The following is a 13,678-nucleotide window of genomic DNA, read 5'->3' as shown; positions in this document are numbered from 1 at the left end:
GGTGGCGGCGCGGACCGGCACCGATCGGTGCACAAGACTGCTGCTTACCCGACCGGCGCCGACGCCCAAACGTGGCCTGGACCACGCCCTTCGCGTGCCGGGCACGCGGTTGCCGCCACCCGCGGCCTGTTGTTGGCTGGCCCGAGATGAGCACCGGTTCCGGCAGTCTGCCACCCACCGACGACGGCGCCCTGGACGAGGGTTCCGCCGTGCTGCTCGCTGCCATGGAGACGTCGCCCGACGCGCTGTTCTGCCTGGCGGCCGACGCCGCCCGACCGCTGTGGGCCAACGCCCGAGCCCGCGGCCTGGAGGCCCAGCGCGGCGGCCTGCCCGAGGTCTCCGGGCGCCCGCTGGCCGACCTCGTCGAGGCCGCGGTGCGCAGCGGGAACACCGAGACCCTCAGCGGCGCGCTCGGGCCGGAGGGGCCGATGGTGACGGCCACGGTGCGGCCCATGACGGTCGCCGGCGAGCCGGGTGCCTTCGTGGTGATCGAAGCGCTCGCGGCCGACGACGTGCGCCGCGCGCAGCAGGCGCTGCTCCCGCCGTCGCTGCCGATGCTCCCCGACGTGGTCCTGTCCGGCAGCTACCACCGGGCCACCGAGCTCGCCGCGGCCGGTGGCGACTGGTACGACGCCGTGCCGCTGGGCAAGGGCCGCGTCGCCCTGGTGGTGGGCGACGCCGTGGGGCACGGGGTCGCCGCGGCCGGCGCGATGAGCCGGCTGCGCGGGGCGATGCGCTCCACGGTGCTCGGCGACCCGGAGCCGGCGGCCGTGCTCGCCGCTCTCGACGCGTTCGCCGCCCAGATGGACGACGTCGAGGGGGCGTCGGTGTTCTACGGCGTCCTCGATGTCGCCACCGGGCGGCTGGTCTACAGCGCGGCCGGTCACCCGGCCCCGCTGGTCGTGCACGCCGACGGGAGCAGCACGTTCCTCGAGGTGACCGCCCGGCCGCCGCTCGGCAGCCTCCCCGGGGCGCCGGCGCCGCTGCACGAGGCCCAGCTCCCCCAGGGCGCGACGCTGGTGCTCTTCTCCAACGGTGTGGTCGCGGGGCTCGACGAGCCACCCGCCGAGGCGCTCGAACGGCTCGGTGCGGCCGCGCGCGAGGCGCTGGACGATCCGGGGGCCCTCGGCGTCGATGCCGCGGCCGGGCTGGCCGGGGCGATCGCCGAGGGCGTGCGCCGGCCGCACGGCTGGCTGGACGACGTCGCCGTCCTGGTCGCCCACCGGCGGGCCACCGCGCACGAGGCCCTCCAGCTGGACCTGCTCGCCGTGCCCTCCGCGCTGCCCGGCGTGCGCCGGCGCCTCAACGCCTGGCTGACCGACCTGGGCATGGGCGAGCAGGACCGGGTGGGTGTCATGGTCGCCGTCGGCGAGGCGTGCGCGAACGCCGCCGAGCACGCCTACCGGGGTACCGAGCCCGGGCCCATGTCGGTGACCGCCCAGGTCGACGTGGACGGGGTGCTCACCGTGACCGTGCGGGACCAGGGCACCTGGCGCCCGCCGGACCGCGACCCGGGTGACCGTGGCCGCGGGCTGCTGATCATGCGCCAGCTCGTCGATGGCGTGACCCTGGCCGAGGACCACGGGACGACGGTCACGCTGAGCTTCCGTCTGCGGCGGACCCCGGACGAGGAGATCGACGCGCACCGCGTCGTCGACGGTGCGGACGTGGTGGTCGAGCGCGAGGGTCCTCGCCCGGTCGTGCGGGCCCGGGGGGCCGTCGACGCCGCGGCCGCGGAGCAGCTGCGGATCCGGATGCTGGAGGCCAGTCACGGCGGCGCCACCCCGATGGAGCTCGACCTCTGCGACGTCGGCCTGTTCAGCAGCGCCGCCGTCCGCGTCGTCCTGGCCGTGGCCCGCATCGCCCGGGACGAGTCCTGGCGCCTCGTCGTCCAGGCCCCCGCGGGCGGCGTGACCCGGCACGTGCTGGAGATCAGCGGTCTGGACGGGCTGGTCGAGCTGCGCTGAGGCGTGACTCTCCGTCCCGGGGGGTTTGCGGAGTGCCTGCGGTGCCCATTCCCCGCCCGTGAGACTGCGGCGCAGCGACGTGCACGGGCCCGGCTACCGACGCCGCAGAGCCGGGCGCGGCTTCGCGTACTACGACACCGACGGCAGCCTCATCAAGGACGAGCGGCTGGACCGCATCCGGGCCCTCGCCGTCCCGCCGGCCTGGAAAGACGTCTGGATCTGCCCGTGGCCCAACGGGCACATCCAGGCCACCGGGGTGGACGCCGCCGGGCGGCGGCAGTACCGCTACCACGACGCCTGGCGTGCCCGGCGCGATGCGGAGAAGCACGAGCGGGTGCTGGAGATCGCGCGCCAGCTGCCCGATGTGCGCGACGCGGTGCGGGCCGGGCTGCGCACCCGCGGCCTCACCCGCGAGCGCGTCCTGGCCACCGCCATCCGGCTGCTGGACCTGGGCGCCTTCCGCGTGGGCAGCGAGCAGTACGAGGAGGAGAACGGCACGTTCGGCCTGGCGACCCTGAAACGGGCCCACGTGTCGGTGCGCGGCGAGCGGACCTTCTGCTCCTACCTCGCGAAGGGGGGCATCGAGCGGGAGGTGGAGATCACCGACCGGTCCACGGCGACCGTCGTCCGCCAGCTGCTCGAGCGCCCCGCCGACGCCGGTGAGGACCTGCTCGCCTACCAGACCGAGGACGGCACGTGGCGGGACGTGACGAGCGCGGAGATCAACGCCTACCTCAAGGAGATCAGCGGCGCGGAGATCTCGGCCAAGGACTTCCGCACGTGGACGGCGACGGTGCTGATGGCCGCCGCGCTCGCCGAGGTGCCCCCGCCGACGTCGAAGACGGCCCGCAAGAAGGTCGTCAGCGCCGCCTACAAGCGGGTCAGCGAGCAGCTGGGGAACACCCCCGCCGTCTGCAAGGCCAGCTACGTCGACCCGCGCGTCGTCGACCGGTTCGAGCACGGCGAGACGGTCGCCGAGGCCCTGCGCGACGCCGACGAGGTCCTGTCGTCGGGGGGTGTGGCCGACCGGGACACGCAGAAGGTGCTGGAGGAGGCCGTCTGCCGGCTGCTCTCGGCCCAGTGACGACGAAGGCCCCGCTCCGGTGTGGAGCGGGGCCTCCGGACGAGGTCCTTCTTCAGCGGGCGTCGGCGATGGTGAAGAGGTCGATCAGCCCGGTCACCTCGAGCGGCCGGGTGACGGCGCGGGTCGTGGCGATCAGCCGCAGGGCGACCTCACGGCTGCGGGCGGACTTCTGCGTCTCGACGAGCACGGCGAGACCGGCCGAGCCCAGGAACTGGACACCGGACAGGTCGATCACCAGCTCTCGCGGCTGCTGCTCGAGCTGGCTGTCCAGGGTCGAGCGCAGTACGGGAGCGGTGAAGGTGTCCACCTCGCCGACGACCGTGACCGTGACAGCGCCGTCCTCGTCGGTGGAGGTCGAGAGCGTGATCACGTCGTCGAAGGGTGCCTCGGTGCCCTCGGTCGACACGTCGGGCTGCCCCTCGGCGGGCAGGTCGGAAGTGGTCACGGACAGTGGCTCCTCTCGGCGGAACCCGGACGACGGGCCGCCCGGACAATCTACCGCTGCACATCTCCGGGGGCCCGGGCCCCCGGCTCGCGGTGGTCGAATGTGTTGCGTGCCGGACCACCGGGCCCAGCACGTCGCGGCTACCTGCTGAACCGCTGACTCAACGTAGACAACCTGCCGCGCGCGCGCCAACCCACCCCCCTGACGGCACCCGAAGGGGCGCCGAGGGGTGGGTCGCTGGTGTGCGGGGGAGCGTCAGCCGTCGGTGACGTGGACGGCGGACTCCTCGGGGCCCTCGCCGCCCACGGGCTGGTCCGCGGTGGCCTCGACGTCGTCTGCGGTGCGGTTGGTGCCGGAGTCGCTCTCGGGCGTGGTCGAGGTGTCCTGCTCCAGCTGCGCGTCGGCCCGCTGCGGGTCCTCGGCGGGGCGGACGTCGGCCGCGTCGTCGGGGAGCTCGCGATCCAGCCGGCCGGAGAGGGACTCGCCCTGGGACTGCTCGAAGGCGGTGGTGCCGAAGTCGACCGTGGCGGTCGCGCTCTCGTTCGGCATCGGCTGGAACTGCGGGTCCTCCTTCCACGCCTGGGTGGGGGAGTCGTCCTGCGCGACGTCCGGGATGCCGTCGTCCGCGGGGAAGATGTCCCGGGCCGTCTGCCCCTCGGTCTGGGTGGTGCCGTCGTACGTACCGGGGTCGGTGCCGTCGTTGGCGGGGTTGGTCATCGGGCCTCCGTTCGTCGGCGGGCGTGCCCGCGCTCTCGCCCCCGGAGGGGCCGTGGGCCGGTCGGGGGACCGGCGTCGTTCCACCGCCCTACCCGGGGGCCGTGCGGCCATGCGCCGGTGTGCGTCGCGGCACTGCCGCCCCTCGCGGCATGAGAGCGCGTCCGCGGGGTAGCAGGGGGCCATGGCGATCGCAGACGAGGTCCAGCGGGTCGGGGCGCCGCTCCGCCGGTGGGCGCGCACCCAGAAGCGCGAGTACACCAACGGGGAACCCAGGCCGTTGGGCGGTGACCTGGGCGCCATGGGCGTGTACGCGGGCCTGGTGGCCGGTGGCGCCGTGGCGGTGCGGGCCGCGGGCAAGCAGCTGCCCGAGAGGATCCCGCTCGGTGACGCCGTCCTGCTCACCATCGCCACCTTCCGGCTGGCCCGCCGCATCGCCAAGGACCCGGTGACCAGTCCGCTCCGTGCGCCGTTCGTGCGCTTCGAGGGTGCCTCGGGGCACGCCGAGGTGGCCGAGGAGGTGCGGGAGCACGGCGGCGTGAAGCACGCCGTCGGTGAGCTGCTCACCTGCCCCTTCTGCCTGGCCCAGTGGGTGGGCACGGCGTTCGTCTTCGGGTACGTGACCGCACCCCGGGCCACCCGGCTTGCCGCGCTGACGATGACGACGGTCGCGGGCTCCGACGTCCTGCAGTTCGTGTACGACTCGATCCAGAACGGTGCCCTGGCCCCGGCCGACGAGGGGGCGGACGAGCAGGGCTGAGGAGCCGGCGGTCCTCCGTCGGGGGGAGTGGCCGCGTCGTTCGCCCTGCCGTGGAGGGCGCTCCGGACCTATCCTGCGATCTTGACCCGGCTCCGGGTCGGGGACGCCCGGCGGAACGGGTGCGAGGGAGGGCGGCATGCGATCGATCTGGCGAGGCGCCGTGTCGTTCGGCCTGGTCAGCATCGGCGTGAAGCTGTACTCGGCCACCGAGGACAAGGACATCCGCTTCCACCAGGTGCACGCGGCCGATGGTGGCCGGGTGAAGTACCGGCGGGTGTGCTCGATCGACGGCGAGGAGCTCCAGTACTCCGACATCGCCAAGGGCTACGAGCTGCCCAGCGGGGAGGTGGTCATCCTCACCGACGAGGACTTCGAGGGGCTGCCGCTCACCACCCGCCGGGAGATCGAGGTGCTGGAGTTCGTCGACCAGTCCGAGATCGACCCGATCATGTTCGAGAAGACGTACTACCTCGAGCCCGACGGTCCCGCGGCGCGTCCCTACGTGCTGCTGCGCGACGCGCTGGAGAACGCCGGCCAGGTGGCGATCACCAAGATCGCGTTGCGGCAGCGGGAGTCGCTGGCGGCGCTGCGGGTGCGCGACGGCGTCCTAGTGCTGCACACCATGCGGTGGCCCGACGAGATCCGCACGCCCGACTTCGCCTTCCTCGACGAGGACATCTCGGTGCGGCCGCAGGAGCTGAAGATGGCCGAGGCCCTCATCGGCTCGATGACCACGGACTTCGACCCGGGTGAGTTCACCGACGACTACCGCGAGGCGATGACCGCCCTGCTGGAGGCGAAGCAGACCGGGGGCGAGGTGGCCCAGCCGGTGGAGACCCCCGACGACGGGGCCGCCGTCGTCGACCTGATGAGCGCGCTGCGGCGCAGCGTCGAGCGCGCCCGGGGCGGCGCGACCGCGGACGAGGAGCCCACGGCGCCGCCGGCGAGGAAGCCGGCGTCGGCGCGGAAGGCCGCGCCCCGCAAGGCCGCCGCCGACAAGGCCGACGCGAAGGCTCCGGCGAAGAAGGCCGCCGCGAAGAAGGCCGCGCCGAAGAAGGCGGCCGGCCCGGCGGAGAAGACGACCGCCCGGGCCGCCGGCGACGACAAGCCGCCGGCCAAGCGGGCCCGCCGCAGCGCCTGAGGTGGTGGCTCCCGAGCCGGCCGACCTCCCGCTGCCGATGCTGGCCGTCCCCGGCGACCTGCCCGCCGACGACGGCGGGTGGGGCTACGAGTTCAAGTGGGACGGCGTGCGTGCCCTGGCCGCGGTGCGGGACGGGCGGCTGACGCTGGCCTCGCGCAAGGGCACGGAGATCACCGTCCGGTATCCGGAGGTCGCCCGGCTGCCCGGCACGCTCACCGGTCGGGACGCCGTCGTCGACGGGGAGATCGTGCTGATGGACGGGCAGGGCCGCCCCGACTTCGGTGCGCTGCAGAACCGGATGCACCGCACCGGTCCCGAGGTGCCGCGGATGGCGGCCGCCGCTCCGGTCAGCTACCTCGTCTTCGACCTGCTGGAGCTCGACGGGCAGGACCTCCGCGGACGCCCGTACGCCGAGCGCCGCTCGCTCCTCGACGAGCTCGACCCGGCCGGGCGCCGTTGGGTGCTCACGCCGTGGTTCCCGGGCCGCGGCGCCGACGTGCAGGCCGCCAGCGAGGAGAACGGGCTGGAGGGGATCGTGGCCAAGCGGCTGGATTCCCCGTACCGCGACGGCGTCCGCAGCCCCGACTGGCGCAAGGTCAAGAACTTCTCCACCCAGTCCGCCGTCGTCGGCGGGTGGCGGCCGGGCCAGGGACGGCGCGCCGGCACCATCGGTTCGCTGCTGGTCGGCGTCCCCGACGACGAGGGGCGGTTGGTCTACGTCGGGCACGTGGGCACCGGGTTCACCGACCAGGGGCTGCGCGACCTGCAGCGGCTGCTCACCCCGCGCCGCACCTCGCCCTTCGCCGGCGCACTGCCGCGCGAGGTCACCCGGGACGCGCGCTGGGTGGAGCCCGACCTCGTCGGCGAGGTCGCCTACGCGGTGTGGACGGCGGACGGGCGGCTCCGGCACCCGGTCTGGCGCGGGGTCCGCGACGACCTGGAGCCCGACGACGTGGTGCGGGAGTCGTGAACGGCCGGCGCCGCGGTAGCGGACCGTGAGCCCCGCCAGGCAGCGGGTGGAGATCGCCGGGCGGCAGCTGGCGGTCTCCAACCTGGACAAGGTTCTCTTCCCCGAGGTGGGCTTCACCAAGGCTCAGGTCATCGACTACTACGTGCGGATCGCGCCGGTGCTGCTGCCGCATGTGGCCGGCCGGCCCGTGACCTTCACCCGGTGGCCCGACGGGGTCGAGGGCCCGGCGTTCTTCGAGAAGAACAGCGCGCGGCACGCCCCGGAGTGGGTGCGCCGGGTGACCCTGCCGAGCCCGGGCAGCTCGCGCGGCCGCGAGACGCTGGACATGGTGCTGCTGGCCGACGTCCCCGATCTGGCGTGGGCGGCGAACCTGGCCGCCCTGGAGGTGCACGTCCCGCAGTGGCGGGTGGACGACGACGGGGTGGCGCAGCTGCCCGACCTGCTGGTGCTCGACCTCGACCCGGGCCCGGAGACCGGCATCGCCGAGTGCTGCGAGGTGGCCGAGCGGCTCGGCGTGCGGCTGGAGGCCGACGGCCTGGACCCGGTGGTGAAGACGTCGGGCTCCAAGGGCATGCAGGTGTACGCGCCGATCGAGGTCACCGACCGCGAGCAGCCCAGCCGCTATGCGAAGAAGCTGGCGCAGGAGCTGTCGGCCGAGACCCCCGACGACGTCGTCTGGCGGATGGAGAAGGCGCTGCGGCCGGGCAAGGTGCTCGTCGACTGGAGCCAGAACAACCCGGCCAAGACCACCGTCGCCCCGTACTCGCTGCGGGCGCGGGCGGGGGCGACGGTCTCCACGCCGATCGGCTGGGACGAGGTCGACGCGGTCCGCGACGGCTCCCTGGATCCCGCGGCCCTGCGGTTCACCACGGAGCAGGTGCTGGCCCGCGTCGAGGAGTACGGCGACCTCTTCGACGTCGCCGGCGCTCGGCGCGCCCCGCTGCCGGAGGTCTGACCCCGGCCTACTCCGCGGAAGAGGAGCGGCCGGCCGGTGCCGCGGTCCGGTCGATCCACGTCCGCACTGCGGCGCGCGCGTCCTCGACCGAGTAGCGGTGCGGCCAGGTGACCAGCTGGAAGGCCAGCCCCTCGCTGAGCGCCTGGAGCTCCCTGACCGCCGCCTCCCGATGCGGATGGGGCGCGTCGGGGAGCACCAGGCGGACGACGAGGGCGTGCAGGCGGCGCAGGTCGTCGTCGACGGTGTCGGCCACGGCGCGGAAGGACGGGGACACGCGGGCGCGGGCCAGGAAGGCGTAGTAGACCGCGGCCTCCTGCCGGGTCTCCTCCGTCAACGGCATGGCCGCGGTGAGGAGCTGCTCGGCCACCTCTCGAGGCGACCCCTGCGGATCCAGGCGTGCGACGCGCGCGGCCGTGCGCTCCACCACGAGCCGCATCGCGAACAGGTGCAGCGCCTCCTGGCCGTCGAAGAAGGGCGTCACCGCGCCGAGTGACAGCCCTGCCTCCGCGGCCACGCTGCGCACGGTGGCCGCGGCCAGGCCGTCGCGGGCGACGACGCGCCAGAGCGCCTCGGCGATGGTCCGCCGGCGCTCGTCGGGATCCACGGACCGGGGCATGCGCCGATGTTAGTGGAACAGCTGTTCCGCTGCGCTGCCGGGCATGGCGGACCGCGACCGGAGCCCTGCCGCACGCCGCGAGGCGGGCGCGCTGGCGGCCGCCGCACTGACCCGTGGGCCCGCTGAACTGCTCGACTTCCTCCTGCCGCTGTGGGCGGGCGCCGCCCTCGGGGCCGCCGCGGTGGAGGTCGGCCTGCTCGTGGCGACCGAGCTGGCCGTCTCCGTGGTCGCCAGGCCGCTGGCCGGCGTGCTCGCGGATGCGCGGGAGCGTCGGACCGTCGCCGCCGTCGGCGCGCTGCTGTACGCGCTCTCCACCGCCGGGTACGCGTTCGCCGGCGCGCTTCCCCTCGCGTTCCTGGCCGCGGTGGTCGGCGGAGTGGGAGGTGCGCTGCTGTGGGTGCCGCTGCGCGCCATCGTCGGTGAGCGGCTGGCGGTGGACCCCGCCGTCTTCGCGCGGCTGCTCTCCTGGCAGGAGACCGGCGTCTGGGTGGCCTTCGTGGCCGGGTTGTCGCTGCTGCCGGCGCTGGGCTACCGGGGGCTGTTCCTCGGTTGCGCCGCGGCCTGCCTGGTGGGTGCCGGCTTCCTGTACTCCGCGCCGATCCGGCCGGGCCCGGTGGCCGGTGCCGGGCCGCCTGCCGCCCTGCGGCGCACCGGCCGGAGACTGCGCCCGCTGCTGCTCACCGTCGCGGCCACCATGGCCGCGGAGTCCGCCGTCGGCATCCTGCTGCTCCTGCACCTGCAGCGCGGGCACGGCCTGGAGCCGGTGGAGATCGCGCTGGTCTACCTCCCGGGCGCCGTCGTCATGGGCCTGCTGCCCGGGCCGCTGCACCGCCTCGCCGTAGCGTTCGGCCGCCGCCGGGTGCTGGCGCTGGGATCGGTGGCCAGCGCGCTCTTCGCGGTCGGGTTGTCCTTCGCACCCACCCCGGGCGTGCTGGCGGCGGCGTGGGTCCTGAGCGCGGCGGCCTGGGCGGCGGTCATCCCCGTGCAGCAGGCGGTCGTCGCCGAGGCCGCGGGCGCCGGCATCGGCCGCGGCATGGGCCTGTACGAGGCGGCCGCGCTGGTGGGCGCCGCCGTGGGTGCGGTGCTGGCCGGCGCGCTCTACCAGGGCGGGTCGTGGACGACGGCCTGCCTGGTCCTCGCACTGCCCAGCCTGGCCGGCGCGGTCCTCGGGCCGTGGGCGGTGGGCCGGCTGGGGGTGCGGGACCGGCCCGCCGCCGCCCCGCCGGAGGTGGCGGCGGCTCCCGTGCCCGCCGGCGCACCCGCCGTCCCGGACGCAGCCGCCACCGCACCGGCGGCCGCCGTCGGGGACACCGCCGGGTTCGACGGCCGGACGGCGGGCCGCGGCACGGTCGGCGCGAGCTCCCGCGGCCCGCGCCGGCAGCTGTCGCTCCTGGCCGCCCACGCGGTGTTGTTCGTCCTCGTCCAGGTGCTGCTGGCGCTCGTCGACCTCTCCTGGGTGGTCGACGTGGCCTCCGCCGAGCAGGGGTGGGACGCCCTCCTGCGCGGCGCGCGGCCCGGACTGGAGGGCCTGCCCGGCGTCGTCCACGGGGTGGGCCGGATCTGGGTGATCGTGTTCGCCGTCGACGTCGTCTGGACGGCGTGCACCGTGCTCGCGGCCCTCCGCCGGGGCGGCCCCGACCGCGCGTCGCACGGGTCTGGGACGATCTAGCACCGTGTCTGCTGCCCGCCCGCTCGACGACCGCACCGCCGACCTGGGACGACTGGTCGTCCGCTGCCCCGACCGGCCGGGGATCGTGGCGGCGATCAGCGGCCTGATGGCCGACGTCGGCGCGAACATCACCGACTCCCAGCAGCACTCCTCCGACCCGAGCGGCGGCACCTTCACCCTGCGCCTGGAGTTCGTGCTGGCCGACCTGGCCGCCCGGCGGGCGGAGCTGGAGCAGCGGCTGGCCGAGCTGACCCGCACGTGGCAGCTCACCTGGCGGCTGGTGGAGGCCGCGCACCGCCCGACCGTCGCGGTCTTCGTCAGCCGCACCGACCACGTGCTGCAGGAGCTCATCTACCGGGTGCGCGCCGGCGACCTGCGGGCCGACATCACCACTGTCATCAGCAACCACCCGGACCTGGAGCCGGTGGCCGCCGCGGCCGGCATCCCGTTCCACCACGTGCCGGTCACCCCGGGCACGAAGGCCGAGGCCGAGGCGCGGGCGCTGGAGATCGTGGGCGACGTCGACCTGGTGGTGCTGGCCCGGTACATGCAGATCGTCTCGCCGGAGTTCTGCGCCCGGTTCCCCGAGCGGCTGATCAACATCCACCACAGCTTCCTGCCGGCCTTCGTGGGCGCGAACCCGTACCAGGCCGCCCACGACCGCGGGGTGAAGCTCATCGGTGCCACCGCGCACTACGTGACCGCGGAGCTGGACGCCGGGCCGATCATCGAGCAGGAGGTCGCCCGCGTCGACCACCGCGCCACGGTGGAGGACATGCGCCGGGTGGGCCGCTACGTCGAGCGGCAGGTGCTCGCGCAGGCGGTGACCTGGCACGTGGAGGACCGCGTCATCGTCGAGGGCGACCGCACCATCGTCTTCGCCTGACCCGCAGGACGATCAGGTCACCTGATCGTTCGGGGTCCTGGCTCAGTGCTGGAAGTGAGCCAGGACCCCTGGTGATCAGGTGACCTGATCATCAGGGCCCCCGCAGGGGGACACGTCCGCGATCGTTCACCCGCTTGTCTTGACTCGTTCAAGAAAAGCGCGTTCGATGGTCCTCGATGGAGACGACCTGGGCGCACGAGCTGCGGGAGGCCGGGCTGCGCGTGACGCGGCCCCGCCTGTCGGTGCTGAGCGTGCTGGCCGATCATCCCCACGCCGACGCCGACACGATCGTGACCGGCGCGCGGCAGCTGCACCCCTCGCTGTCCCCCCAGGCCGTGTACGGCGTGCTGAAGGCCCTCGTCTCCACCGGCATCGCCCGCCGGATCGAGCCCGCCGGGGCGCCCGCGCTGTTCGAGCTGCGGGTGGGGGACAACCACCACCACCTGGTCTGCCGCTCGTGCGGCGCGGTCGCCGACGTGGACTGCGTCGTGGGTGCGGCCCCCTGTCTGAGCCCGTCGGACACCGCCGGCTTCGTCGTGGACGAGGCCGAGGTCGTGTTCTGGGGGCTCTGCGCCACCTGTCGGAGCCGTGACCGGGAGGTCGCGGCAGGCACCGACTCCATGCAGGTCGAACACCAGCACCACATCCGAGGAGGAGCAGGAGCATGACCGACGTCGCATCGCAGGGCACGGCGCCCAGCCAGGCCGGCAAGCCGGTCCTGACCAACCGTCAGGGCCACCCGGTCTACGACAACCAGAACCAGCGCACCGTGGGCGCCCGTGGTCCCGCGACCCTGGAGAACTACCAGTTCCTCGAGAAGATCAGCCACTTCGACCGGGAGCGCATCCCGGAGCGCGTGGTGCACGCCCGCGGCGTGACCGCCTACGGCTACTTCGAGGCCGACGGCACCGTCGGTGACGAGCCGGTCAGCAAGTACACCCGCGCCAAGCTGTTCCAGGAGAAGGGCAAGCGCACCGACGTCGCGCTGCGGTTCTCCACCGTCGCCGGTGGCCGGGACTCCTCGGAGATGGCGCGCGACCCGCGCGGCTTCGCCGTGAAGTTCTACACCGAGGACGGCAACTGGGACCTCGTCGGCAACAACCTGGGTGTCTTCTTCATCCGGGACGCCATCAAGTTCCCCGACTTCATCCACTCGCAGAAGCCCGACCCGGTCACCTTCGAGGCCAGCGTCGCCGAGCGGGCCTTCGACTTCTTCAGCCAGACCCCCGAGGCCATGCACATGGTCTCGCTGGTCTTCAGCCCCCGCGGCCTGCCGGCCAGCTACCGGCACATGCAGGGCTTCGGCGTGAACACCTACAAGTGGGTCAACGCCCAGGGCGAGACCGTGCTGGTCAAGTACCACTGGCTGCCCAAGCAGGGTGTGAAGTCCTACACCGCCGAGGACGGCGCCAAGATCCAGGCGCAGACCCTGGGTGCCCACACCAAGGACCTCTACGACTCGATCGCCGCCGGCGACTTCCCGTCGTGGGAACTGCACGTGCAGATCATGAGCGACGACGAGCACCCCGAGCTCGACTTCGACCCGCTCGACGACACCAAGGTGTGGCCGGAGGAGGTCTTCCCGCTCCGCAAGGTCGGGACGATGACCCTCAACCGGATGCCGGAGGACTTCTTCTCCGAGAACGAGCAGATCGCCTTCGGTACCGGCGTCCTGGTCGACGGGCTGGACTTCTCCGATGACAAGATGCTGGTCGGCCGGACGTTCTCCTACTCGGACACCCAGCGCTACCGGGTGGGCCCGAACTACCTGCAGCTGCCGGTGAACCGGCCCAAGGTCGAGGTCCGGACCAACCAGCAGGGCGGCCCGATGTCCTACGGCCGCGACATCGTGGGTGACAACCCGCACGTCAACTACGAGCCGTCGATCACCGGCGGCCTGCGTGAGGACACCTACCCCACGCACGACGAGCAGGGCCCGGTCATCACCGGCCGGCTCACCCGCAAGCGGATCCCGCGCACCAACGACTACAAGCAGGCCGGTGAGCGCTACCAGCTCTCCGAGCAGTGGGAGAAGGACGACCTGGTCACCAACCTGGTCGGCGCCCTGCAGCAGTGCCGCCGCGAGATCCAGGAGCGGATGGTCTGGCACTTCTTCATGTGCGACGACGAGTGGGGCCAGCGGGTCGGCGAGGCCCTCGGCATCTCCGCCGACGACGTCCGGGGCCTGGAGCCGCTGCAGACGCAGACCCTGTCCGAGGAGGAGCTGCAGCGGGCGGCCAACCTCGGCAAGAACGGTCCGCGGGACGTGACCGGTCACGTCATGACGCACTGCGTGCCGAACGAGCGCGTGGTCGTCGCCTGACAGGGACCACAGCACCATCGCGGCGGGGGGGGGGGGGGGGGGGGGGGGGGGGGGGGGGGGGGGGGGGGGGGGGGGGGGGGGGGGGGGGGGGGGGGGGGGGGGGGGGGGGGGGGGGGGGGGGGGGGGGGGGGGGGGGGGGGGGGGGGGG

General features: G+C 74.0%; 13 protein-coding genes. 10 read left to right on the top strand and 3 right to left on the bottom strand.

Translation table 11 applies throughout. The features are described from left to right. The first annotated feature begins 146 nt into the window (after positions 1-146). Together ACI8AG_RS19440 and ACI8AG_RS19435 are read left to right on the top strand one after the other, a co-directional pair. Positions 147-1,967 (top strand): ATP-binding SpoIIE family protein phosphatase, encoded by a 1,821-nt coding sequence (locus ACI8AG_RS19440; protein WP_456598324.1) that lies wholly within the window; start codon positions 147-149, stop codon positions 1,965-1,967. Between the two features lie 58 nt (positions 1,968-2,025). Then, positions 2,026-3,051 carry a DNA topoisomerase IB gene (locus tag ACI8AG_RS19435; protein ID WP_456598323.1) on the top strand — a complete coding sequence of 342 codons (1,026 nt, stop codon included), beginning with the start codon at positions 2,026-2,028 and terminating at the stop codon, positions 3,049-3,051. Positions 3,052-3,103: 52 nt separating this feature from the next. Here the strand turns inward: ACI8AG_RS19435 and ACI8AG_RS19430 are convergent, their stop codons facing one another. Then, positions 3,104-3,496 carry an STAS domain-containing protein gene (locus ACI8AG_RS19430; RefSeq protein WP_091933845.1) on the bottom strand — a complete coding sequence of 131 codons (393 nt, stop codon included), beginning with the start codon at positions 3,494-3,496 and terminating at the stop codon, positions 3,104-3,106. 255 nt (positions 3,497-3,751) lie between these two features. Next, positions 3,752-4,213, bottom strand: coding sequence for a hypothetical protein (locus ACI8AG_RS19425; RefSeq protein ID WP_456598322.1), 462 nt, complete (start codon positions 4,211-4,213; stop codon positions 3,752-3,754). 181 nt (positions 4,214-4,394) lie between these two features. Between ACI8AG_RS19425 and ACI8AG_RS19420 the strand changes: the two genes are divergently transcribed. From ACI8AG_RS19420 to ligD (ACI8AG_RS19405), 4 genes are all read left to right on the top strand, one after another. Next, entirely contained in the window at positions 4,395-4,970 is a 576-nt protein-coding gene (locus ACI8AG_RS19420; protein WP_456598321.1) for a DUF1360 domain-containing protein, read from the top strand. Positions 4,971-5,106: 136 nt separating this feature from the next. Next, complete coding sequence (gene ku, locus ACI8AG_RS19415) at positions 5,107-6,111, top strand: non-homologous end joining protein Ku (protein WP_456598320.1); 1,005 nt, start codon at positions 5,107-5,109, stop codon at positions 6,109-6,111. A 4-nt stretch (positions 6,112-6,115) separates the two neighbouring features. Continuing rightward, positions 6,116-7,081 (top strand): non-homologous end-joining DNA ligase, encoded by a 966-nt coding sequence (gene ligD, locus ACI8AG_RS19410; RefSeq protein ID WP_456590480.1) that lies wholly within the window; start codon positions 6,116-6,118, stop codon positions 7,079-7,081. A gap of 25 nt (positions 7,082-7,106) precedes the next feature. After that, complete coding sequence (gene ligD / locus ACI8AG_RS19405) at positions 7,107-8,036, top strand: non-homologous end-joining DNA ligase (protein ID WP_456590479.1); 930 nt, start codon at positions 7,107-7,109, stop codon at positions 8,034-8,036. Between the two features lie 7 nt (positions 8,037-8,043). Here the strand turns inward: ligD (ACI8AG_RS19405) and ACI8AG_RS19400 are convergent, their stop codons facing one another. Then, the gene (locus ACI8AG_RS19400) at positions 8,044-8,652 is read right to left on the bottom strand and encodes a TetR/AcrR family transcriptional regulator (protein ID WP_456598319.1); all 609 of its coding nucleotides are present in this window, start codon (positions 8,650-8,652) and stop codon (positions 8,044-8,046) included. Between the two features lie 43 nt (positions 8,653-8,695). Between ACI8AG_RS19400 and ACI8AG_RS19395 the strand changes: the two genes are divergently transcribed. The 4 genes from ACI8AG_RS19395 to ACI8AG_RS19380 all read left to right on the top strand — a co-directional run bounded on the left by ACI8AG_RS19395 (position 8,696) and on the right by ACI8AG_RS19380 (position 13,530). Beyond that, positions 8,696-10,321, top strand: a complete 1,626-nt coding sequence (locus ACI8AG_RS19395; protein WP_456598318.1) for an MFS transporter — start codon at positions 8,696-8,698, stop codon at positions 10,319-10,321. 4 nt (positions 10,322-10,325) lie between these two features. Beyond that, positions 10,326-11,207 (top strand): formyltetrahydrofolate deformylase, encoded by an 882-nt coding sequence (purU, locus tag ACI8AG_RS19390; RefSeq protein WP_456590476.1) that lies wholly within the window; start codon positions 10,326-10,328, stop codon positions 11,205-11,207. Between the two features lie 176 nt (positions 11,208-11,383). Then, positions 11,384-11,875 carry a Fur family transcriptional regulator gene (locus tag ACI8AG_RS19385; RefSeq protein ID WP_456598317.1) on the top strand — a complete coding sequence of 164 codons (492 nt, stop codon included), beginning with the start codon at positions 11,384-11,386 and terminating at the stop codon, positions 11,873-11,875. Next, positions 11,872-13,530 carry a catalase gene (locus ACI8AG_RS19380; protein WP_456598316.1) on the top strand — a complete coding sequence of 553 codons (1,659 nt, stop codon included), beginning with the start codon at positions 11,872-11,874 and terminating at the stop codon, positions 13,528-13,530. Before ACI8AG_RS19385 ends, ACI8AG_RS19380 begins: the two co-directional genes overlap by 4 nt. Positions 13,531-13,678 lie beyond the last annotated feature (148 nt).

It is taken from the genome of Blastococcus sp. SYSU DS0552, assembly GCF_054050815.1.
This window is presented reverse-complemented; position numbering and strand designations above follow the sequence as displayed.

What these genes read in the sequence shown, in the direction of transcription:
- ACI8AG_RS19440 (WP_456598324.1), top strand. Translation starts at nt 147, where the DNA reads ATGAGCACCGGTTCCGGCAGTCTGCCACCCACCGACGACGGCGCCCTG.
- ACI8AG_RS19425 (WP_456598322.1), bottom strand. Translation starts at nt 4,213, where the DNA reads ATGACCAACCCCGCCAACGACGGCACCGACCCCGGTACGTACGACGGC.
- ACI8AG_RS19420 (WP_456598321.1), top strand. Translation starts at nt 4,395, where the DNA reads ATGGCGATCGCAGACGAGGTCCAGCGGGTCGGGGCGCCGCTCCGCCGG.
- ku (WP_456598320.1), top strand. Translation starts at nt 5,107, where the DNA reads ATGCGATCGATCTGGCGAGGCGCCGTGTCGTTCGGCCTGGTCAGCATC.
- ACI8AG_RS19400 (WP_456598319.1), bottom strand. Translation starts at nt 8,652, where the DNA reads ATGCCCCGGTCCGTGGATCCCGACGAGCGCCGGCGGACCATCGCCGAG.
- ACI8AG_RS19395 (WP_456598318.1), top strand. Translation starts at nt 8,696, where the DNA reads ATGGCGGACCGCGACCGGAGCCCTGCCGCACGCCGCGAGGCGGGCGCG.
- ACI8AG_RS19385 (WP_456598317.1), top strand. Translation starts at nt 11,384, where the DNA reads ATGGAGACGACCTGGGCGCACGAGCTGCGGGAGGCCGGGCTGCGCGTG.
- ACI8AG_RS19380 (WP_456598316.1), top strand. Translation starts at nt 11,872, where the DNA reads ATGACCGACGTCGCATCGCAGGGCACGGCGCCCAGCCAGGCCGGCAAG.